This window comes from Clostridium sp. YIM B02569 (genome assembly GCF_022320765.1).
GTDB classification, from domain to species: domain Bacteria; phylum Bacillota; class Clostridia; order Clostridiales; family Clostridiaceae; genus Clostridium; species Clostridium beijerinckii.
In genome coordinates this window covers 1-23,472 of record NZ_JAKJJX010000019.1, presented here as the reverse complement: position 1 = coordinate 23,472, position 23,472 = coordinate 1, and the positions used below count along the sequence as shown (strand labels likewise).

The window sequence follows — 23,472 nt, the reverse complement described above, 5'->3', positions numbered from 1 at the left end:
ATTATCTTATTTGGCCATTTCCATAAATTATATATTTGATTGTTGTTAATTCTTTAAGTCCCATTGGACCTCTGGCATGTAACTTTTGAGTGCTTATTCCTATTTCTGCACCAAAACCAAACTCTGAACCATCTGTAAATCTTGTTGATGCGTTAACATATACAGCTGCTGCATCAACTCTTTGTAAAAACTTTTGTGAATTTTTATAGCTCTCTGTAATAATTGCTTCCGAATGCCCTGTTCCATATTTATTTATATGCGAAATTGCTTCATCTACATCTTTAACTACTTTTACGGCAATTATATAATCTAAATATTCTTTTCCCCAATCCTCTTCAGCAGCTTTCTCAATGTCGTTAATTATAGATTGTGATACTTCATCACCTTTAACAGCAACGCCGTTTTCTCTTAAGGCTTTAACTACTATCGGCAAAAAGTCCTCCACTATCTTTTCATTTATAAGTAACTTTTCAGCTGCATTACAAACAGAAGGTCTTGATGCTTTTGCATTAATAACAATGTTTTTTGCCATTTCAAAATCGCAGTCTTTATCTACATATATATGACAATTACCTGTTCCTGTTTCTATAACTGGAACAGTAGCATTTTTAAGAACAGCTTGAATTAATCCTGCTCCACCTCTTGGAATAAGAACATCTATAAATTCATTTAATCTCATCATTTCAGTTGCAACTTCTCTACTTGTATCTTCTACTAACTGTACTGAAGCCTTAGGCAAACCAGATCTTTCAATTCCTTTTGTTAATGCCTTAACTATAGCTTTATTAGAATTAATAGCTTCACTTCCGCCTCTTAGAATAACAGCATTTCCAGTCTTTATACAAAGTCCTGCTGCATCACAAGTTACATTAGGCCTTGCTTCATAAATTATTCCAATAACTCCTAACGGTACTCTCTTCTGACCTATTTGTAATCCATTAGGTCTTTGCCACATAGATATTACCTCACCTATTGGATCTTGAAGTTTTATAACATCTTTAAGCCCTGCTGCCATACTTTCTATTCTTTCATCTGTAAGTGCTAATCTATCTAGCATAGCTTTTGAAGTACCTTTCAATACTGCCGCATCCAAATCTATCTTATTAGCTGATATTATATCTCCTTTTGCCTTTATCAACTCTTCTGCCATAATCATAAGTGCATCATCTTTTTGCTTTGTTGATGCAATACCAAGATCATAAGAAGCATTTTTAGCATTTTGTCCTTTAATTATTAACTCACTCATTTTTAGCCCCCATTTCTTATTTTACCTACGATACAAATAAAGTTCCTATTTCTTCACCCTTCAAAATATCTATTATTATATCTGGTTCACTTCCATTCGCTAAAATCATATCTACTCCTGCTTTTGTGGATGTCTTAGCTGCTGATAATTTTGTGATCATTCCACCAGTTCCTAGATTTGATCCTGCACCTCCAGCGCACTCTTCTAACTCAGGAGTTATTTCTCTAACTTCATTTAGTAATTTTGCACTCTCATTATTCCTTGGGTCTGAATCATAGAACCCATCTATATCAGATAAAATTATTAACAAATCTGCGTTAATTAATGATGCAACTATTGCCGATAAATTATCATTATCACCAAATCTAACTATATTCTCAATTTCATCTATTGAAACTGTATCATTCTCATTTACTATAGGAATTATCTTATTATCTAATAAAGTTTCAAATGTATTGCATACATTTTCCCTAATATGATCATCTTCTACTACATCTCTTGTGAGTAACACTTGCCCAACCACATGGCTATATTCTCCAAAAAATTTACTATATATATGCATTAGTTCGCATTGTCCAACTGCTGCTACTGCTTGCTTTTCTCTTATACTTTCGGGCTTTTCTTTCAATTTTAATTTATTAACACCAACAGCAACTGCACCTGATGTAACAAGCGTAACCTGCTTGCCTGAATTAACTACATCAGATAATACGCGCGTTAACTTTTCAATTCTACTTAAATTAATATTTCCATTATCATAAGTTAATGTTGATGATCCAACCTTTACTACTATTCTACTAGCATCTTTTAACCTTTGACGAAAGCCCATTTTTCCATCCCCTTAAAGTCTATTTATTCTTTATAATTTATCTTACTATACCTAATATATCTTATCAAGTTTTAAAAGATGTTTTATAATAAAACAATCTAGTTCCATATGAATGTAATTATATTTTTATAAAAAAATAAGGATAAAAGGAATACTAAATTTATTTAAAATAAGTATTTCTTTTATCCCCTATATAATCTACTAGATTAATGCAACTTAAAATTCTGATTTAAATTATATATACAAATACACAAATAAAATGACAAAGGGTTCCCAACATAATAAATATATGAAATATTTCATGTCTTCCAAAGAGCCATACTTTTATTTTATCTGATTTTAATGCGTATATTATTCCACCTATTGTATACATTATTCCTCCAAGAACTAACCATGATAGTCCAAATGAAGATAAAACTTGAGACATTGGATATATGGCAAATATTGCAAACCACCCAATTCCTATATACATGCTACTGCTGAGCCATCTAGGACAAGTTACCCAACATAATTTAAATGCAATTCCGATTACTGCACATATTGTTACTGCTAGAAATAGATTTATTCCTACCTTTCCATTTAACGCCACTAGGCAAAATGGTGCATATGACCCTGCTATTAATATAAATATCATAGAATGATCCAATCGTTTTAGAATTTTTATTACTTTATCATTTGCTATTACTGAATGATATGTTGCTGATGCGCTATATAATAAAATCATACTTATCCCGAAAAATAAAACTGATACAAACGTTATTGTAGAACTTCCCCTTGTATATACCTTTACTAGCATTGCTATTAATGCAAATAATGATAGAACTGCTCCAATAAAATGAGTTAATCCATTAATAGGTTCTCTTAAATATTTCTCCATTCTTTTACCCTCCCATTTATTCCCACGTAGTTTTAATAACTACGTGTTGCTATATTAGAATTATTTCATATTTTTTTTTATATTGCAACCCTATTTTTGTTTATTTTCTATTTATTAAATAGTATTTTACCCATAAATGCTTGAATTATCTACTTCTTTTCGATAATATTAAAATTATAATAATGACATAGTTTCTATTACTATGTGAGGAGTGAAATTATATGAATGACTTTAATATTGATGCATATATAAATTCACAAAAATCATCTAATAACATTAACTTAAATGATTTTCCTGAAATTGATTTATATATGGATCAAGTAATGCAGCTATTTGAAAGTAAATTAAGCTACACTAAAAGAAATGATGATGACAAAGTTCTTACTAAAACTATGATTAATAACTACGCCAAAGGTAATCTTTTAATGAAAATTAAAAATAAGAAGTATACTAAAAGTCATCTTATTTTAATGGGGTTAATTTATAATTTAAAAGGTGCACTGTCCCTTACAGATATAAAAACTATCTTGAGCCCCATAATTAATGCTTTTGAAAAAGAAGAAGAATATCCATTACATGATATATACCAATCCTTTCTTGATATATATGATTCAAACTTAGATGATTTAAAATCTTCCTCAACTAAAATTTATGATAATATTACAAATCTAATAAGTAATGAAGATAATTCTTTAGGAGACTATGAAGAGAAACTTCTACTTATATGCGCATATGTTAGCATGAGTAATCTTTATAGACGTATGAGTGAAAAAATAATAGATGAATGTTTTGGGAGTGCCAAAAATTATAAATAATATTAATTTTAATTAAGTAATAATACAAAAATTTAAAATTATAGAAATACTTAAAAATGCAAAAATCATTAATTATATGATATAATAAGCAACATGTAGTTAAACTATTTATACGATGCACAATTAAGGATGAAATTCCAAATTAATTTATGATAACATATTTTAACGATAGAAAGGATTTTTTCCCTAATTGTGCATTATTACAATTAAGAAGAAATGAGGTCGAAATATATTGATAAACGTATCAAATGTTAGTTTGAGATTTGGTGGACGTAAGCTTTTTGAAGATGTCAACCTTAAATTCACTCCAGGAAATTGTTATGGAGTTATTGGTGCTAATGGAGCTGGAAAGAGTACATTCTTAAAAATATTATCAGGTGAAATAGAACCTAATACTGGAGAAGTTACAATTGCTCCTAATTTAAGAATGTCCGTTTTAAAACAAGAACATTATAAGTATGATAATTTTCAAGTCCTAGAAACTGTAATAATGGGAAATGAAAGACTATACCAAATAATGAAGGAAAAGGATGAAATTTATGCTAAACCTGACTTTTCTGATGAAGATGGAATTAAAGCATCTGAATTAGAAGGTGAATTTGCTGAACTTAATGGTTGGGAAGCAGAATCCGAAGCATCTTCACTTTTACAAGGATTAGGCATAGGAACTGATCTTCACTTTAAAAATGTATCAGAATTGACTGGTGGAGAAAAAATTAAAGTTCTTTTAGCTCAAGCCTTATTTGGTAATCCTGGAATACTAATTCTAGACGAACCTACTAACGGTCTTGATTTAAAGGCTGTAAACTGGTTAGAAGACTTTTTAGGTAACTTTGATGGAACTGTTATAGTTGTATCGCATGATAGACACTTCTTAAATTCAGTTTGTACTCAAATGGCTGACGTTGACTTTGGAAAGATAAAAATTTATGTAGGTAACTATGACTTCTGGTATGAATCAAGTCAATTAGCTCTTCAAATGTCAAAAGATCAAAACAAGAAAAAGGAAGAAAAGATTAAGGAATTACAGGACTTTATTGCAAGATTTAGTGCTAATGCTTCTAAATCTAAGCAGGCTACTTCTCGTAAAAAACTTTTGGATAAAATTACTTTAGATGATATTCAACCATCAAGTAGAAAATATCCATTTGTAGGTTTTAAACCTGAAAGAGAAGTTGGTAATGATATCTTAATGGTTAAAGATTTATCAAAAACAGTAGATGGTGTTAAAGTATTAGATAACGTGAATTTCATAGTAAATAAAGGTGATAAAATTGCTCTTATTGGTAATGAAATAGCCGTAACTACATTATTCAAAATATTATCTGGAGAAATGGAACCAGATAGCGGTGAATATAAATGGGGAATAACTATAACTAATGCTTACTTCCCAGCTGATAACTCAAAATACTTTGACGATTGTAATCTTTCTTTAGTAGATTGGCTTAGACAATATTCAGAGGAAAAATCTGAAAGCTATATCAGAGGATTCCTAGGCAGAATGTTATTCTCTGGTGAGGAAGCATTAAAAGAAGCCAATGTATTATCAGGAGGAGAAAAAGTTAGATGTATGTTGTCTAAAATGATGCTTTCTAATGCTAATGTATTAATGTTAGATCAACCTACGAATCACCTTGACCTTGAATCAATTACAGCTGTAAATAATGGTTTGAAAGATTATAATAGTAATATATTATTTGCTTCTCATGACCATCAGTTTGTTCAAACTATAGCAAATAGAATCATAGATATTAAAGATGATGGTTCTATAGTTGATAGAACTATGACATTTGATGAATACTTAGAATTTTCTAATTCTAATAAATAATAATTTAACCATATAAATTAAGATTATATGTAATATACTTATAATAAAAAGTTCAGCATTTCTATAAATTGCTGAACTTTTATATTTCTTTAATAAATTATTTTCCATTTAATTTGCTGAATAAGTTATAATCTCTAAATTAATCTTTTATCTTAGCATATCTTCTATTACTTCAAAAACATGATCTACAAGATTATCAGCATATGGTTTAATTAGTTCTTCTACTGAATTAAATGTATAACTATTATTGGTAATCTTAAACATGGAAATATCATTCATTGAATCGCCGACCGTATATAAGCTATCAACGCCCTTATTTTCATCTTCCAAAATCATCATAATTGCATTTCCCTTTGAACAATTCTTTGCAACTATATCTACAAATACTTGATTTCTAAAAGCTTCTATATACTCATCATATTCATTTATCAACTTTTCTCTTACCAATTCCGATTTTTCTATAGATTGAGATACATTAAACACACTCATAATTTGTGAATCTGATACGCTACTCAATGCTTCTTCTAATGTTACCCTATTAGAAAAATGATTAAAAAAATCAGCATCTACAGCTGAAACATCAACTAATTTATTTTCTATCATATAAGTATCATTTCCATCATCATAATATATTAAGGAATCTCCTATATCATAAAAATCAGCTATTATTCTATTTTGTATTTTATTCGGTATTGATTTCTCATGTATAATATTGTTTCTGTTATCCATTATCACTCCACCATTACACATAACCAAGTAATCATACTCAAATGGATATTCCTTTAAAATACTATTTACTCCTTTTAAACTTCTTCCTGTTGAAATTATTATCTTATTTCCAAACGCTTTTAGTCGCCTCAATGCATCTAAATCCTTTTCTGAAATTTTGTTATCTCTAAATAGCGTTCCATCTAAATCACTCGCTAAAAATTTCATTAGTATCCCCCAGTTCCCTCGTTATTTTATTCAATTTGGTAATGATTATATATACTGCTCATAAAAAATGTTTCTCTATACACTCCCTATTTATATTTAATTATAAGTGTAAACTAGAACTAATTACATTTATCTAGAATCTAAAATATAAACTTCATATTTTAAATATATCTATTTATATCTATTCCTAATCCATTCAATGTAAACTTAATAGTACTCTCTATAATATCTTCTAAATTTATCTTCTCTATATGTATAGATTCATATATTGCAGATGAACATAGTGATCCAAAAAATTGGAATGCAATAAGTTCTACATCTCCTTTTTTAATTTCCCCAATTTCCATTGCAGTTCTTATATTAATTTCAATTTCATTTATATACTTTCGTATCTTATGACGCAATTCATTTTGTCTATGCTCAGTCCCCCACAACTGGCTCATTACTATTTTAAAAAAATCTGTATACCCATATAAAAATGTTAATTGTATTCTACATATTTTTATTAATTTTTCAATAGGACCTATATTGATATTCTGAACTTCAATAACTTGATTTTGTAATATTTGCAATCCCTCCTCAACAATGAAATTAAATATTTCCTCTTTACTCTTGAAATGATAGTATAATGTCCCCTTTACAAGTCCAGCATTGGCAGCTATATCATCCATAGTAGCACCTCTATATCCAGATTCAGAAAATATTTTTATTGCAGATTTAAAAATCAAGTTCTTTGTTTTGTTCATAACATTTCTCCTCATTTTTCAATAATTACTTATGCTAATATTATCAATATATTATATCATTTAGTTCATTATTAAACCACAATTCTACATATTACTATTTATATCAAAAATGAAACTTTCAGTACATATAATCTTACTTTTGAAATTTTGATTATCTGTGATAAAATTAATATTAAGGTAAAAAATAAACTATGTATGTTACACATAATTTATTCAATATATCAGTTTTTCTATATTATTTACTAAATGATTATTCTATAGATTTAACTAGATATATCTAATTAAAATAAGAAATGGAGGATACTTGTCATAACTGTAACATTATAAATCTTTAGAGCTGTTATCTCTAAATTATTTAATAAAGTTTTGACATTTGTATTTATGATTCAAGTATATAATAGAACTACAAAATCTTATGAAGAAGAACTTATCGCTGGAAAGAAATATATAGAATGGACCTATGAATCACCAGTTGGTAAAACAATTACTGAACTTATTGCAAAGAAAAAATTATTTTCTAAGTTATATGGGAAGTATTGTGATACAAAGCTAAGCAAATCCAAAATTTCACCATTTGTAGATAGCTTTAATATTGATATGGCTATGTCGAAGAAGAAAATTAATGAATTTAAATCTTTTAATGATTTCTTTACGAGAGAATTAAATTTTGATGCTAGACCAATAAATTCAGATAATAATATATTAATCTCTCCAGGAGATGGAAGAATAACTGCCTATGAAGACATTGACTTAGATAATATAATTCAAATTAAGGGATTAACTTATAGTTTAAAAGAGTTAATTAATGATGATAATGTAGCTAGTAAATATAAAAATGGAATATGCGTTGTATTACGCTTATGCCCTACTGACTATCATAGATTTCACTTTATAGATTCTGGTATTCCATATGAAAATCATCCTATAAAAGGGCACTATTATTCTGTAAATCCAATAGCTTTAAAATCTGTTCCTAAACTTTTTTGTGAAAATAAAAGAGAATGGTCTTTATTTAAATCAGATAACTTTAAAGATGTACTTCATATAGAGGTTGGTGCTACATGTGTAGGTTCAATAATTCAAACTTATTCCCCTAGAGTTAGAGTAAATAAAGGTGACGAAAAAGGCTATTTTAAATTTGGAGGATCTACAACTATATTATTCTTTGAACAAGGATCTATAGAAATAGATGCTGATATTATAGAACAATCTAAATTAGGCTTTGAATGTAAAGTTATATTTGGTGAAAATATTGGTACTAAAGTTTTATAAAATAAAAAGAATGGGTTACCCATTCTTTTTATTTTGGCAGAGCGTGAAGGAATCGAACCCTCAATGTACCGTCCGTAGCGGTATGTTATATCCGTTTAACTAACGCTCCATATTCAATTTTTACAACAAGTTTATCTTATCACAAGCGGTTATAATAATCAAGTTTATAATTTGATTATTCTCATAATTTTATAAATTTAATACTATTATTCAACTTAGTCCCATATACAATTTGGAATAAGTTATCTAAAAATTAGGTTTAATTTTTAGATAACTATCCTTGTTCATGATGACTTTTACAAATATATATCAGAAAACTCTACCTCAAGTACTTCCACTTTACTTTTAATATTTAAACATTTATCTCTATTATTTTCATCATCCTGTAATCTTTCTATTGGTAGCTTAATTATAAATTCACAACCAGAATTCTCTTCACTTTTCAATTCGATACTACCATTATGAGCTTGAGTTAAGTATCTAACTAGATCAAGACCTATCCCACTTCCCGAATTCTCAGATTTTTTATTTCTTGAAGATTGAACAAATCTATTAAAAATTGTATTTTGTTCTTCCTTTGGTATCCCAATTCCTTCATCCCTTACCGAAATAGTTAATTGATTTATACTTTTCCACGCATTTATATATATATTACTTCCCTTTGGCGAGAACTTTATTGCATTAGAAATTAAATTCATTATTATTCTATCTATTGCTTCTGGGTCTACTGCCATTATGCACTCTTCAACATTTGTATCAAAAACTAAAGAGATCTCCTTCTGCTTAGCATATTTATCTATTGAAGATATATTCCACTCTATTAAATTAATTACATCTAAATTCTCTCTTTTAATACTATAATGATTTTTTTCTAATTTTGTTGTATCTATTAGATTGTTTACAAGTTTTAATATTTTATATGAATTTCTTTTTATAACATCCATGTGATCCTGGCATTTACCATACCTTTTAATATCTTTATAATCATCCTTGTAACATTGTAAAACACTTAAAATTATATTTAATGGTGATCTCAAATCATGTGAAATATTCAAAATAAAATCTTCTTGATTTTTCTTAGATTCTGATAAATTAATAAGTTTGCTAACTAATTCATCTTTCGATAACTTAATAAGGTCATTTTTATTCAATATATTTTCCCTATCAATCTGATTATCTTTCAAAATATTAACCTCAACCATTTTTAAATCCCCTTTTGTAATTTTTTTTACTTTTTTTACCATATACCCTTAATATATAATATCACATAACTTCCCGGCTAACAACCATATTAAATAAATTTGATATGATATTTCTAATTCCAAAAGATTATATAATTGTTCATTTAAGTTTAATAATTGAATATTACAAATTTAGATAATAATTTGAAAAATTTATATATATGCTTATATTACTAAGTATAGTTTCTTATTATTTCATCCTTTATATACTTTAATATCAATATTACATAGGTTAATGTTCCAACAATAAACATAGTATCAAAGCTTATATTAGTATTAGCTATTTCTAGTATTATTTGTATTATTAATGGCAATGTAGCCGCATATAAGGTTAAAGAATATAAAGCTATATATTTGACTACCATTCTTAAAAATACTGTAAAAAGCGCTGCAACAATTGATACAATTAAGGAATTTAATAATAAATTAAAAAGTATTATTGAAAAATATGCTACCGTTTGATCTACTAAAGATATTATATCTAAATTATAATTCTTATATTGAACAAATGCACTCTTTAAGCCTCCTAATAAGAAACTAAGGAATATTGCATATGAGATTGATCGTAATATTCCTTCTTTCGCATATTTAGAAAAAACCTTTATGTCATATATAGAAGTTATAAGCTTTATAAAAAAATTAGTTTTATTAGTCATTTTCCCCTCCAGATAAATATTGTCTACTTTCATAAGGCCTATTAAGTATATTAACACATATTAAAATTAGTTTAAACTTCAAGGTTTATTATTTACTTTTATTGTCAATATTATATAAATAAAAGAGGACTTTGTAATTAAATAAAAGATTAATCGGCAATATCTTATTCAAATTCACTCTAAATATATTAGTTACTTCATTAGGAGGCATTTATTTGAGCATAAATACATTTTATTATAAAAAGTTAAAAACTAAAAAATTACCTAAAAGAATTATATATGTACTAGCTTTGTTAATAACATTATCTTCTAGCTGCTTTTATGAGTTATACAGTTATAATAAACTTTTAAATAACTTCAAATCAGATTTTGATAATTATAAATTTTCTGAAGCTAATAACTTATTAATAACTAAACAAAACTTTAATCCATTTAAATTATCTATGATTAGTCATGATGTATCCAAATATTTTAGAACTAAAATTAATACTTTATCAGATGAAATCCAAGATAAGAAAATTTCTTCTGAAGATGCCTTAATTCAGGTTAAGGAAATAAAACGTTATAATCTAGTGAATGATGATGCTCTACATAATGCTTCTGATTCAATAGACTTAATTCAAGATTCTATTAAAAATTATAACTCTGGTATTAATTCTTTTAATAATGAACAATATTCAGAGGCCATTTCATTCTTTAAAAAAGTTTCTGCTTTAGATCTTAACTATACAGATTCACTTATATACCTAGATGAATCAAAAAGTAAACTAAAGGAGGATTTATTTGCTTACTGCGATAATTTAATTAGCAATGATTACTATAGCGAAGCTATGTCTAAAATTTCAGACAATAATGATCTTTTAGGTGATGACATAGATGTAAAAGAAAAGATAGCAGACATAAAAGAAAAACAACAAGAATACTTAGATAAAAATTCAGCTATTGCTGAAGCTTCATCGCGTGCCTTGACAACCAATATTACATCGAAAAATATTAATACATTAAATATAGAGAGTACAACACCTTATCTTATAAACGTAAACATTCAAGATCAAAAGACTTATGTTTATAAAGGAAAGGCTGATAAATGGCACTTGGTTAAAGCATTCCCTTGTTCCACTGGAATAAGTGGAGAGGATACACCTCCTGGATCATTTACTATTAAAGAGAGAGGTGATTGGTTCTTTTCAGAAGAATATAAGGAAGGTGGAAAATACTGGACTCAAATTACTGGAGACATTTTATTTCATTCAGTTCCATTTGCTAAAGACAAAACTACAGTTCTAGATTATACAATGAATAAACCTTCTTCTCATGGTTGTATTAGACTCTCTATAGATGATGCCAAATGGATCTTTACCAACATACCTAGAGAAAGTAAAGTTATAATAAAATAACTATTAAAAAAGCAAGAAGATAAATTTATTTTTGTCTTCTTGCTTTTCTTATTATTTTACTTAAACACATTTATATTATTTTAATTTCTTTTTCTAAATAAAATGAATATAAGTACTTATATTTAACCTTTTTACCTGTTAACTTAAATATTGCATCACTATAATAATCTAATTGTTTCCTATATTTCTCTTTAAATTCATCTTCATGGCCTTCCATGATATAATCCGTTTTGTAATCTATAAGTATAATATCTCCCTTATATTCAAAGAAACAATCAATTATTCCTTGTAATCTTATCTTTTCATCCTTATATATATTATCAAGTGTTTTATCTACTTCTAAACTGCTTATCTCTGTATAAAAAGGTATTTCTCTATAAATCTTTTCTCCCCTACAATTTAAATCAAGAATTTTTTTCCCTAAATCCGACCTAAAAAAGCTCAGTATTTTAGTAGGATTAATTACCTTTAATTCTTCGCTAAGCAAAAGCTCCTTTTCAAATAATTCGTGTAATTGTTCTTTAATTTCCTCCGTAGATGATACTCTATTAAAATCTATTTTTTTCATTACAAAATGAACTGCAGTACCCTTTTCTGAAGGAGTAAGACCTTTCTTTTCTTGAAGAAACTTAGGAACAACTTTTACTTTTTCTCTGTATAATTGTTCAGTATCGTAATCTTCTTCTGCATGCCTTCTCTTTAAATCTGAAACTGAAATATTACTTTTAATTATTGTTGAAGCTTTAAATGGATATTTATATGATAATATTTTATCTACTTCTTCATATAAATAATTATCATATGGTTTATTATTTATTATTGTTAACTCATATCCTTCACCTTGTTCTAACACTTCTGTCTTCGTCTTATCAATTAAGTCGCCCTTATTCCAAAAACTAACTTTCCACCTAGAATTATCATCCTTTAATATTAAATTTTCAGTTCCAAAACTTTCTGATAAGACACTACCATCTCTATGTTGGCATAGTGACATACAAATCCAATCTAAATATGACTTTCCTTTTAAAACTTCCGAAGGGGATATACGATTATAATCTAAAGATGCTGATCCTAACCATTTTTCAGCTGATTTTTCAAGATTTCCTACTGTACCTGTCATAATCAACTTTTCCTTTGCCCTAGTACATGCTACATACAGTATTCTCATTTCCTCCGACAATGTTTCAAATTTCATCTTTTTCTTTATTGATTCTTTAGCTAAAGTTCCTATGCTAAACCTTTTTCCTATATCTATAAAATCTGGCCCAAGTCCTAATTCATCGTGGTACAATATGCTTTTATTTAAATCCATAAGGTTAAAATTCTTTCCTAACCCGCATAAGAATACCACTGGAAACTCTAGCCCCTTACTTTTATGGATACTCATAATTCTCACTACATCCTCATTTTCACCTAATACTTGAGCACTTCCCATGTCACCTGAAGATTTTATAAGTTTATTTATAAAATTTATAAAATTAAATAATCCCTTAAAACTCGTTTTCTCAAATTGTCTTGCTCTTTGAAAAAGTATTTTTAAGTTTGCTTGCCTAAGCACTCCATTTGGCATAGCTCCAACATATCCATAATAAGCAGTATCCATATATAAATACCATATAAATTCATCAATTGCCATATAAATTGATTTATTTCTCCACTTGTCAACGGAATTAATAAAATACTTACATTTAGCTATCAATACATCAGAATAAGATTCATTAATTGAATTATAAGCTTCTTCACTTATATATTTTATATTTTCATAAAAATAATTATCTTTTTTTACAAGTCTAATATCACTTATTTCTTCTGCCGAAAATCCCATAATGGGAGATCTCATTACTGATATTACTGGAATGTCCTGCATTGGATTATCAACAACCTTTAAAAGAGAAATTATTGTTCTAATCTCAATTGATTCAAAATAACCAGATCCTGTATCTGCATACACTGGAATTCCTTCTGCACTTAACTCATCTAATAATGTCTCTGACCAGTTTTTAGTGGCTCTAAGTAAAATAACTATATCCCTATATTTTAATGGCCTATATTCACCAGATTCCTTATCTAAAACTTTAAAAATTTGTTCATCTTCACTTTTTGACATTAGTTCTTTAATTCTTTTCGCAACGATCCTACCTTCTAAAATAACATTATTTATTTCTTCCTGTTCCTCATTATCTTCTACAACCGTTTCATTATGGCTCTTATCAATTATATTAACTTCAATAGGGCCTCCAACAATTGTATCTTTGAATTTATTTTCCTTAAAGTCTGCGCCTAAATTTAAAGCTTCCTCATCTGTATATTCTAACTCTCCAACAACTTCAGACATTACTTCTTTAAAGATGTAATTTACTCCATCTATAATTTCTCTTCGACTTCTAAAATTTTTATATAATTGAATTTTTCTATTCGTTCCATTACTTGAATCATATGTATTATATTTTTCAATGAATAATTCAGGTTTTGCTTGTCTAAATCTATATATACTTTGCTTAACGTCCCCAACCATAAATACATTTGGATTATCATCATTCTTTCTGGATACTAGGTTTATTATTGTTTCTTGAACGTTATTTGAATCTTGATACTCATCAACAAGTACTTCATCGAAATATTCTTTAAAATTCATTGCAATACTTGATGGAATTATATTATTCTCATCATCATAATCACTTAATATTTTTAAACATAAATGCTCTAAATCATTAAAATCTAATATATTTCTTTCTCGTTTTCGTTTACTAAACCTAGCACTAAATTCTAAAACTAATTCTATCAATTTTTTTATGTAATGATATGCCCCTTGAATATTCCTTAACATTTGCTGTGGATTTACTGAATATGCATTATTTAATAATTCAGATATTCCCTTTTTAACATCATCTCTAATCTTTTTTACAGTATTTTGAGACAACTCATCTGAAACCTTATCTTTTTTTATAGATTTTAATCTACTGAATTGTATTGATGATAATGAATTAAACATTTCCTCAAGTCCATTATCAGTAGATTCATAAGCATTCCTTATATAACTTAATTCCATTAATAAGTTATCCATATAAGGTTCTAATCCATCAGTTTTGCTAGTAACCTCAATGGCCTTTTCTAACATTTTAACATACCCATCTAACTCAATTTTTACGCTTTGAGCTAAAACTCTCACCCAATTAGTTCTATCCAATTCATCTAATTGTTTAATATTAAAAGACTCAGCACTATTAGCAAGCCATTTTTCAGGCCATGGGCCTGACATTGTAAAGCTATATAAATCTAATACTAAATTTTTTAAATTATTATCATTTTTGTAGCTACTAAATATCTCAACCAAATTAGTAAACTCAGTATCTTCTTCCTCGTATTTATCTTCGAAAAGTTCTTCAATAACTTCCGATTTAATTAGTATTCCCTCAGTCTGATCACCTATTCTAAATGATGGATCTAGATCAATCCTATGGTAATTATTTTTAATTACATCTAAGCAAAACGAATGCATTGTAGTGATATTAGCTCTATTTAACAGCGTTAATTGCCTCTGTAGATTTTTAGACCTAGGATTATTCTCTAATTCCTTTGATATCGCATCTGCTATCCTTTCCCTCATCTCAGCAGCTGCTGCATTAGTAAAAGTTACAACCAATAACTTATCTATATCAACTGGATTCTCTTCATTAGTAATTATTCTTATGATCCTCTCTACTAAAACAGCAGTTTTACCTGAACCCGCCGCCGCCGCAACTAGTAAATTACAATTTCTCGTTTCAATTGCACTTAACTGTTCATCAGTCCATTTTGTATTACCCATATATAAATCTCTCCTGTACTAATTAAAATCGCTTTAGCTGTAAGAAAACCTAATTAATTTTAATCAAAAATATACTAGATTCTTTTATAGTACTATACTTCCTCATTTTCAACTTTAATTAATTTATTAGAATTATCAATTTCTTTTTTTATATTATTCCATATATCATTTGTAGATTTGTTTATTATAATTTTGTATTTATTGTCTTTTATTTCTGTATCAAATTGGCATATTGATGAAAAATCACAGTATTCACAATGAGCAATGTTAGAATTCTTAGTCGGCTGAATTTTAATATCTCCACTTAGCATTTCTTCACATATCTCTATCATCTTCCTATTTACATATTCTCTAAGTATTCTAAACTCCTCTTCTGTTACAACATCACTAGTTGCCTTAAAACTTCCATCAGTCTTAAATGATGCTGGTATAACCAATGAATATCCTTCTATATCCTTATCCATAGCTTTTACAACCCTCGCATCTTTTAAGACTAATCCTTTCATCTTTAAAGCACTTAATACTTCTTTTTCTACTTCTTCATCAGTCATTTCTTTCTTGCTTTTTATTATAGGATCATCTATTTTAAAGTATAATATTGCTCCTGGCTTTACTTGTTTATCAAGTATATATTTCGAATTCTTTATAAGTGCATCTAAATAAACTAATAATTGCATTTGTAATCCATAATATAGTTCATTTAAATCAAATTTTTTCGCTCCAGTTTTATAATCTATAATTCTTATATAAGTTTCACCATCTAAATCTAATTTATCTATTCTATCAATTCTTCCTTGAAGATACACTTTTTCATTATCATTCAAATTTAATGTTATAGCTTCTCCCGAGCTATAACTTCCAAAATCAAATTCAGTTTTAAATACTTCAAATTCACCTTTTCCTATTTGACTTGCAATAACTGAAACAGATTTAGATATTACTCTTTTAAATCTTTGCGCTAAATATTTAAATTTCTTAGTACTATTTAATATAGAATTACTTTCATCCATTAATTTCTTATCAATAAGGTTAGATATTATCTCCTTACATTTTTCATTGCTTAAATCGGACCATAGTATTCCATCTTCTCTAACTTTATTAGTGAATGAATCAAGCATTTCGTGTACAAATGATCCTAAGTCTGGTGGTGTAAATTCATATACCTTTCTATTTTTAGCTTTTAGTCCATATTGAACAAAATAAGAAAAAGGGCATTCTGCATACTTTTCTAACTTTGAAACACTAAATACTAACTTTTCTAAGTCATTCTGATAAAGTTTTCTAAGTTTGTTTTTTGAAACTTTATCTCCAATGTTTGAGTAACTAAGCCCCTTAAATATATTCTTAACTTTATCTCTAAACTCACCATTATTTTTAAACCATTCATATACCTCAGACCAGTAAGGCTCTATATATTCTTTATCAAAATCTTTTCTCATAGAAATTATAAGTTCATTAAATGTTGGAATTGGGGCAATAATTTTACCAAATTTATTTTCAAGAATTTTTAAATCATAAATTGCACTTTCTTCAATTAAATTAGGAAATATCTTTTTAATTCTAGATATTACTATAGATGGTCTTAATGATTTACCCTCAAAATCAGCCATCGGATATGAAAGCATTAAATATTCACTACTAATTGTTAATGCTATATATAGTAGATACTGCTCTTCAAAAACTTTATTTCTAGTTGTTGATGATAAATTTATTCCAACCTCACCTAATGTTGTTCTATCTCTATCAGATAATAAACCTTCCTCTTTCTTGGATGCCGGTAGAACTCCATCATTAATTCCTACTATGTAAAGAACTTTAACATCTCTGCCCTTTATTCTTGCTATATCTCCAATATTAACCTGATCTAATGCTACAGGTATAATTCCTATCTCTTCATTGGCGAAACCAGAACTCAATATTCTAAAAAACTCAGAATACTCTAATCTCTCTTCGCCTATAACATCGACCGCTTGATCTAGAATGTCTATAACTATACTTTCAACCTGACTATATTCCTTAACTTTATCTTCTAATCCTAATTCTTCAAAATTTTTAATCCATTCATTAATTCTGTCAAAAACTTTTACATCCACTAAAAACTCATAAATAGCTGAACATATATCTTTAACTTTATGTTTTCCATTTATTTTATTATGAAAAATCATCAATGGATATCTTATCTCTTCCATAATTTCAGCTATTAAAACTTTATCATCCGTCAATTCACTATTTCCTATAAACCATTTCTCATTTACTATTTCTCTTGATGTCCATTTATAACCCTTTACCCCATACTCTAATATAAAGTTCTCTAACCTATCTATATATGAATTATCTATGCCAGTTAAACCACTCTTTAAATATTTAAATACACTTTCATAAGACCAATTCTTAAGCAAAATTTCAAAAGCAGAACTTATAAGTACAATCAATGGATTACTTAGTAATTGAATCTTTTTATCTAAAAAGTATGGAATATTATAATCTTTAAATATTACTGATATTATTTTTTCATAATCGTCTATATTTCTACAAACTACAGATATATCTCTATATCTATAACCATTTTCTCTCACCAAACTTGTAATACTTTTTGATACTCTTTCTATCTCGTCATAAATATTACTTGCTTTGTAAAGTGTTATTCTCTCAGGGGTCTTATCATATTCATTAAATGGGTAAGAAAAAAAATACTTTTCTATATGATCAAGTTCCAGATTATCTTTAAACCTATAAGGAATTGCATTATTTAAGTTGACTGGCTTATCATAAGCTATATTGTTCTCTTTCATTATCTTTAATATTTTATTTTCAGTACTCTTTATAATATTGAATACATCAGTTATATCTTCAGAGTTGTTGTTTAGAGATTTGTTATCAATACAAAAAGTTATATTAACTCTTCTGCATCTCTTGGCTAATACCTTTATAATATCTAGTTGTTGAGGTGTAAAGCTAGTAAATTCATCTATCCAGACTTCAGAATCTACATACGCGCTACTTTCTAATAACTTTTTATTTAGTAATGTTAACTGATCATCTCCATCAATGTAATTTTCATGCATTTTTAAGTTAAATGCTTCATAAATTATCATCAACTCTTTAATTTTTTGATATAATTCATTATCATTTATTTTCTCATCTATTGCTCTTACACTATCAATGCTAATATTATACTTTTTAAATTCCGAAATCACTTCTGATATAATTTCATTAAATCCTTGTTCTCTAGACATCCTATTAAAATAATCCAAAGACTCAATATTTTCATTTATAACTCTATGAATTAGCATATTCCTTCCAGATTCCTTAATAATCTCTTTAACTCTTCCACCATATTCTTCAAAAATATTATGAGCCATTTTCTTAAAACTCAGCACCTCTGTCCTAAAAAAAGCATGTTCTCCTATTTCATGTAATATTTTATTTTCGGTCGTAAATGTATATTGTTCTGGAACTAATAGAATTAACTTATTTAAATCTAATTTCTTATCAATATTATTTTTTATCTCGTCAATGCAAAATTTACTCTTGCCTGTTCCAGATCTTCCATAAACAAATCTTATACTCATACGTATTTTCCATCCTCACATTTTAAATATGAATTATATCTTTCTCTAATTATCCCCATAATTATAATATCTATATATTCTCTATCTATATAACTAGAATATCTTTTAATATGCTCCTCTATAAACCCACATTTTTTATAACAATTTATAGCTCGTATATTATAACTAGCGACGTATAATTCTACTTTCATAGCATTCAGCTTTTTAAATAAATATCTTAGAAGGGTTTTTATAGAATCTACCCCATAACTTCTTCCCCAATACTCGCTACCTATCGTTATACCAATGCAGTATATCCGACTATAATATCCTTTCTCCTTGTACGTTACAAAACCAATTAAATTATCATCCTCATTCACTATACTTAAAGCTTTTCTTAAATCTACTTTATTATCCATGCTATCAATTATTATATTATACTTTTTAACTTTCTCTTCACTATGTAACTTGAATAATATACTTACATCTTCCTTTTTTAGTACTCTTAAATATACTTTGCTGCCGCTTAGCATAATTCACCTTCTTATAATAATTAATTTATTTTATAAGCAGACATATTAATTATAATATTTCAAGTTTATTTTCTCCATAAAATTAATTCAAAACAAAAAAAACATCTAACAATTCGTTAGATGTTTGGCGGAGGATCCGGGATTTGAACCCGGGCGCCAGTTACCCGACCTACGCCCTTAGCAGGGGCGCCTCTTCAGCCACTTGAGTAATCCTCCATGTGCCTTCTATTTTAATGGCGGAAAGATAGGGATTCGAACCCTAGGTACGCTTACACGCACGCCGGTTTTCAAGACCGGTGCCTTAAACCAACTCGACCATCTTTCCATGTCTCACAACAAATATGATTATATCAACTAATTTTATTCATGTCAACATATTTATTGCAATAAATTTAAATTTTTCACTTATCTAAACTTAATTTTAGCTATGATTTACAGAACGTCAAATAATTTAGAATAGTAAGTTTTGTTTATTTAGAATTTATATAAATTCTAAATAAACAAAACTATATGTTTCACTAAGACTAACTAATTATACTAAAAAAGCACCTAACAAATATTAGATGCTTGGCGGAGGATCCGGGATTTGAACCCGGGCGCCAGTTACCCGACCTACGCCCTTAGCAGGGGCGCCTCTTCAGCCACTTGAGTAATCCTCCAAATAAATTTTATATTTTTAGACAAAAAAATGGCGGAAAGATAGGGATTCGAACCCTAGGTACGCTTACACGCACGCCGGTTTTCAAGACCGGTGCCTTAAACCAACTCGACCATCTTTCCACATCTAGTGACATGTATCATTATATCAATTACTTATACTTATGTCAACTATTTTATAATATTTTATCAAAATAAATTATTATAATAAAATATTAGCTTATAGATTTAATGTTTAGCTATTATTTTATCTTCCGTGTACATATTATATCTACGCCAGTATTAAGTATATTCTTACAAATATTATCGCCAATATTAGTAGGAGTACTAACATAAATCCTACTAAGAACCTTTGAAAATTCTTTCCATAAGTGCTTCTCAACGCTTTTATTACTTTTTACTGATACAACTTTGTAATTGATATTACCTTTTACTCTAACTAAACTGGTAAAAACATCTTTATTAGGCATTACTAATTACTCCAATCTAAATTTCATTAAACTCCTTAATTCTTCCAACTAAAATTTGTGAATCCATAGAATCATCTACTATATCTAAAACACTTTTATCCATCTCTCTTGCCAATATCTTTATTATCTTTATATTGCAACTTGAACCATTGCAGTTCCCAAGACCTATCCCTGTACGCCTTTTCACTCCTTCTACTGTTCTTGCACCTAAAGGTCTTCTTATTGAATCAATAATTTCTCCCTCAGAAATATTATTACAATTACAAATAATATTGCCATAACGCTTATCAAGAGAAATTATTCTATTTATTTGATCTTTAGTCATCTCTCTAAATATATATGTCTCTCTCTTTTTATCAATATAATCCTTTTTCTTCGTTATATTCATACTTACTTTAACTTTCTTTTCAATATCCTGAGCAATTGCTGGTGCAACTGATATTTTAGCATAGTGATTTCCTACAACCTTTATATAACCGGCCTCTAAATTACTGTCATCTATTAACATATCATTTTCGCTATATACTTCTGTAAATATATTAACTATTGACTCTTTTTTTATATTTTTCAATATTCTTTCTGGTAATTCTAATTTAGCGCTAAAATTATCACTAATCTTAATTCCAATTAAATTTTCATTTTCCGATATTGGCACCTTTATCATGGAATTTTCTTCATCTATATCTTCAATAATAATATTCTTTAAGTTATCACCTATACTTTTCTTAACTATTATACACCTAACTTTTTTATTTTTCATTTCGCTTGCTACATTACTACACATATCATTAAAGGATTCATTTGGAATTGTATTAATAACTAGTTTACAAGTAAACTTATTTTTATTCGTAGTTACTCTGAATCCCTTAGAAATAGTCTTAATATCTATAACCTCTTCTTCTAATCTAAAATTCACTCCATTATCTACAGCTATTTCTGCATATGAAACAGCTAGGTTATATGGTGATATTATTGAAGTATTCTCAGAATAGATAGCTTTATTTGCTTTTAAATTTAAACTTGGTTCCACATTATAAAGTTCATCACTATCTATTATACGAAATCCATCTATTCCTCGATCCATAGAATCACTGTACACTTTATTTAATAGTTCGCCACTCTCATCTAAGAAAAGCCTTAATGAACCAATCTTATTATATCTAACATTGAACTTTTTACAATGCTTCCTTATTATATCAATACCTCTTTTCTCCAAGAGAGCCATTTTACTACTACTTGATTCTGAACCATCATAAACTACAGCTGTATTTGCAAATGAAATATCGTTTGCAACATCATATCCCTTTTCAATTAACGCTATATTTATATTATATTTTGAAAGTTCATAGGCAACTGCACATCCAATTATCCCACCGCCTAAAATTAGTACATCATAATCCATTACTAGTCCTCCAAATCTGAAACTATAAAGTTGTTCTTTTTCAATTCCAATATAATTAAATCAATATCATCTTGAGTTTCAGCTGCTATTGTGTGAAGATGAACTCCATTAGTTAATGCAGATAGTAATTTTGCTTTTTGTTCATTATATTTTTCAATAAACTTATTTAACTCATTATAATTCTTAATCATAAGCATTCCTTTTATTTCTCCATACAATGGATGTTCCACTACTACATCTTCAATCATTCCACCATATTTGATTACTATACTTAATTCCTCAATCATCTCATCTTCAGTATGACTTACTGCAATAATTGCTTTAGCTTTATTATTATTTGCATTAATTATATATCCATCTGGAGTTGCTATTATATTCTTACCTTTGGCTCTAAGAATTGCTATATCTTTTACTATAACCTGTCTAGTTACAGAATATCTTTTTGCTATAAAGCTGCCTTTCAAAGGCTCATTACTTTCTAGAAGTAATTTAATTATATCCTCTCTTCTCTCAATAGAATTCATATTTCCCTCCTATTTTAATTGCAATCATCAGATATACTTAATACTTTTAAATATATATTTTTCGAGTCAATATCACCTTTATTATGATGATATTTAATAGAATTTATTACCTCTAAGCATTCATCTTTATTAATACCCTCAATCAGTCTTGCTCCAATTTCCGGATGATTATAATAACTTATTATTTTCTTATTTTTATTATACTTCAAAAATTTTCCGCGAGTAATACTATTCATAAAAACAATAATGCATTTATAAAATATATTTAATTCGGATTCTAATTTTCCTATGTCATGCAATAATGCACACTTAGCCATCCTTTTTTTATCTATATCAACTATATTATTATCCTCTATATATTTTATAGACGTTCTACAAACTCTTATTGAATGTTGCCGCTCTGATTTAGTAAGTTTCATAAATAAGTTCAACTCAGAAATACTAAGATACTTCTTTAGTATTTCCATATCTTCCTTAATGAATATAGATTCTATTGCCCAATAAAATTGTTTTATTCTGTATAAAAACATTCCCATCTCCTATGCTTATTCATAGCATACATAATTAAATAATTGTATAATAAAAAAAGTTATGAATTACTTCATAACTTCTTAATGGTGGAGATAAAGAGATTCGAACTCTTGACCCCCTGCGTGCAAGGCAGGTGCTCTCCCAACTGAGCTA

At 27.9% G+C, this 23,472-nt stretch carries 18 protein-coding genes and 5 tRNA genes; 4 read left to right on the top strand and 19 right to left on the bottom strand.

All coding sequences use genetic code 11. The annotated features are described in order from the left end of the window. Nucleotide 1: 1 nt before the first annotated feature. The 3 genes from L3B96_RS17125 to L3B96_RS17115 all read right to left on the bottom strand — a co-directional run bounded on the left by L3B96_RS17125 (nucleotide 2) and on the right by L3B96_RS17115 (nucleotide 2,952). Nucleotides 2–1,246, bottom strand: coding sequence for a glutamate-5-semialdehyde dehydrogenase (locus L3B96_RS17125; RefSeq protein WP_011967390.1), 1,245 nt, complete (start codon nucleotides 1,244–1,246; stop codon nucleotides 2–4). 25 nt (nucleotides 1,247–1,271) lie between these two features. After that, nucleotides 1,272–2,075, bottom strand: coding sequence for a glutamate 5-kinase (gene proB, locus L3B96_RS17120; RefSeq protein ID WP_065416596.1), 804 nt, complete (start codon nucleotides 2,073–2,075; stop codon nucleotides 1,272–1,274). Between the two features lie 229 nt (nucleotides 2,076–2,304). Continuing rightward, on the bottom strand, nucleotides 2,305–2,952 hold the full coding sequence (locus L3B96_RS17115) for a hemolysin III family protein (protein ID WP_017209552.1): 648 nt from the start codon (nucleotides 2,950–2,952) through the stop codon (nucleotides 2,305–2,307). Nucleotides 2,953–3,173: 221 nt separating this feature from the next. Here L3B96_RS17115 and L3B96_RS17110 point away from each other — a divergent pair, with 221 nt between their 5' ends. Further along, nucleotides 3,174–3,767, top strand: a complete 594-nt coding sequence (locus L3B96_RS17110; RefSeq protein WP_011967387.1) for a DUF1836 domain-containing protein — start codon at nucleotides 3,174–3,176, stop codon at nucleotides 3,765–3,767. A 232-nt stretch (nucleotides 3,768–3,999) separates the two neighbouring features. Further along, nucleotides 4,000–5,595 carry an ATP-binding cassette domain-containing protein gene (locus L3B96_RS17105; protein WP_065416595.1) on the top strand — a complete coding sequence of 532 codons (1,596 nt, stop codon included), beginning with the start codon at nucleotides 4,000–4,002 and terminating at the stop codon, nucleotides 5,593–5,595. Between the two features lie 147 nt (nucleotides 5,596–5,742). On the opposite strand, the gene L3B96_RS17100 is transcribed toward L3B96_RS17105, so the two are convergent. Together L3B96_RS17100 and L3B96_RS17095 are read right to left on the bottom strand one after the other, a co-directional pair. Beyond that, nucleotides 5,743–6,531: a Cof-type HAD-IIB family hydrolase gene (locus L3B96_RS17100; RefSeq protein WP_011967385.1), complete on the bottom strand. Its 789-nt coding sequence runs from the start codon at nucleotides 6,529–6,531 to the stop codon at nucleotides 5,743–5,745. A gap of 161 nt (nucleotides 6,532–6,692) precedes the next feature. Then, entirely contained in the window at nucleotides 6,693–7,277 is a 585-nt protein-coding gene (locus L3B96_RS17095; protein WP_017209556.1) for a TetR/AcrR family transcriptional regulator, read from the bottom strand. 381 nt (nucleotides 7,278–7,658) lie between these two features. Between L3B96_RS17095 and L3B96_RS17090 the strand changes: the two genes are divergently transcribed. Further along, a complete protein-coding gene (locus L3B96_RS17090) occupies nucleotides 7,659–8,549 on the top strand; it encodes a phosphatidylserine decarboxylase (protein ID WP_011967383.1) in 891 nt (296 codons plus the stop codon). A 34-nt stretch (nucleotides 8,550–8,583) separates the two neighbouring features. Here L3B96_RS17090 and L3B96_RS17085 read toward each other — a convergent pair. The 3 genes from L3B96_RS17085 to L3B96_RS17075 all read right to left on the bottom strand — a co-directional run bounded on the left by L3B96_RS17085 (nucleotide 8,584) and on the right by L3B96_RS17075 (nucleotide 10,446). After that, nucleotides 8,584–8,658: transfer RNA gene (locus tag L3B96_RS17085), tRNA-Arg, on the bottom strand. A 187-nt stretch (nucleotides 8,659–8,845) separates the two neighbouring features. Further along, the gene (locus L3B96_RS17080) at nucleotides 8,846–9,751 is read right to left on the bottom strand and encodes a HAMP domain-containing sensor histidine kinase (protein WP_038456996.1); all 906 of its coding nucleotides are present in this window, start codon (nucleotides 9,749–9,751) and stop codon (nucleotides 8,846–8,848) included. Between the two features lie 212 nt (nucleotides 9,752–9,963). Continuing rightward, nucleotides 9,964–10,446: a DUF1189 family protein gene (locus tag L3B96_RS17075; protein WP_238948173.1), complete on the bottom strand. Its 483-nt coding sequence runs from the start codon at nucleotides 10,444–10,446 to the stop codon at nucleotides 9,964–9,966. 215 nt (nucleotides 10,447–10,661) lie between these two features. Here L3B96_RS17075 and L3B96_RS17070 point away from each other — a divergent pair, with 215 nt between their 5' ends. Next, a complete protein-coding gene (locus L3B96_RS17070) occupies nucleotides 10,662–11,843 on the top strand; it encodes a L,D-transpeptidase (RefSeq protein ID WP_238948172.1) in 1,182 nt (393 codons plus the stop codon). Between the two features lie 70 nt (nucleotides 11,844–11,913). On the opposite strand, the gene addA is transcribed toward L3B96_RS17070, so the two are convergent. The 11 genes from addA to L3B96_RS17015 all read right to left on the bottom strand — a co-directional run bounded on the left by addA (nucleotide 11,914) and on the right by L3B96_RS17015 (nucleotide 23,318). Next, nucleotides 11,914–15,651: a helicase-exonuclease AddAB subunit AddA gene (addA, locus tag L3B96_RS17065; RefSeq protein WP_238948171.1), complete on the bottom strand. Its 3,738-nt coding sequence runs from the start codon at nucleotides 15,649–15,651 to the stop codon at nucleotides 11,914–11,916. A gap of 92 nt (nucleotides 15,652–15,743) precedes the next feature. Further along, nucleotides 15,744–19,223, bottom strand: a complete 3,480-nt coding sequence (gene addB, locus L3B96_RS17060; RefSeq protein WP_238948170.1) for a helicase-exonuclease AddAB subunit AddB — start codon at nucleotides 19,221–19,223, stop codon at nucleotides 15,744–15,746. After that, a complete protein-coding gene (locus L3B96_RS17055; RefSeq protein WP_077829244.1) occupies nucleotides 19,220–19,735 on the bottom strand; it encodes a GNAT family protein in 516 nt (171 codons plus the stop codon). Before L3B96_RS17055 ends, addB begins: the two co-directional genes overlap by 4 nt. Nucleotides 19,736–19,860: 125 nt before the next feature. Continuing rightward, a tRNA-Ser gene (locus tag L3B96_RS17050) sits at nucleotides 19,861–19,951 on the bottom strand. An 18-nt stretch (nucleotides 19,952–19,969) separates the two neighbouring features. After that, a tRNA-Ser gene (locus L3B96_RS17045) sits at nucleotides 19,970–20,060 on the bottom strand. Nucleotides 20,061–20,303: 243 nt separating this feature from the next. Beyond that, nucleotides 20,304–20,394 (bottom strand) — tRNA-Ser (locus L3B96_RS17040). Between the two features lie 30 nt (nucleotides 20,395–20,424). Further along, nucleotides 20,425–20,515, bottom strand: a tRNA-Ser gene (locus L3B96_RS17035). Nucleotides 20,516–20,634: 119 nt separating this feature from the next. Beyond that, nucleotides 20,635–20,862 carry a DUF1667 domain-containing protein gene (locus L3B96_RS17030; RefSeq protein WP_011967376.1) on the bottom strand — a complete coding sequence of 76 codons (228 nt, stop codon included), beginning with the start codon at nucleotides 20,860–20,862 and terminating at the stop codon, nucleotides 20,635–20,637. Between the two features lie 16 nt (nucleotides 20,863–20,878). Beyond that, nucleotides 20,879–22,264: an FAD-dependent oxidoreductase gene (locus tag L3B96_RS17025; RefSeq protein ID WP_238948169.1), complete on the bottom strand. Its 1,386-nt coding sequence runs from the start codon at nucleotides 22,262–22,264 to the stop codon at nucleotides 20,879–20,881. Nucleotides 22,265–22,266: 2 nt separating this feature from the next. Next, entirely contained in the window at nucleotides 22,267–22,788 is a 522-nt protein-coding gene (locus tag L3B96_RS17020; protein ID WP_011967374.1) for a transcription repressor NadR, read from the bottom strand. Nucleotides 22,789–22,802: 14 nt separating this feature from the next. Then, nucleotides 22,803–23,318, bottom strand: a complete 516-nt coding sequence (locus tag L3B96_RS17015; RefSeq protein WP_238948168.1) for an HD domain-containing protein — start codon at nucleotides 23,316–23,318, stop codon at nucleotides 22,803–22,805. Nucleotides 23,319–23,472 lie beyond the last annotated feature (154 nt).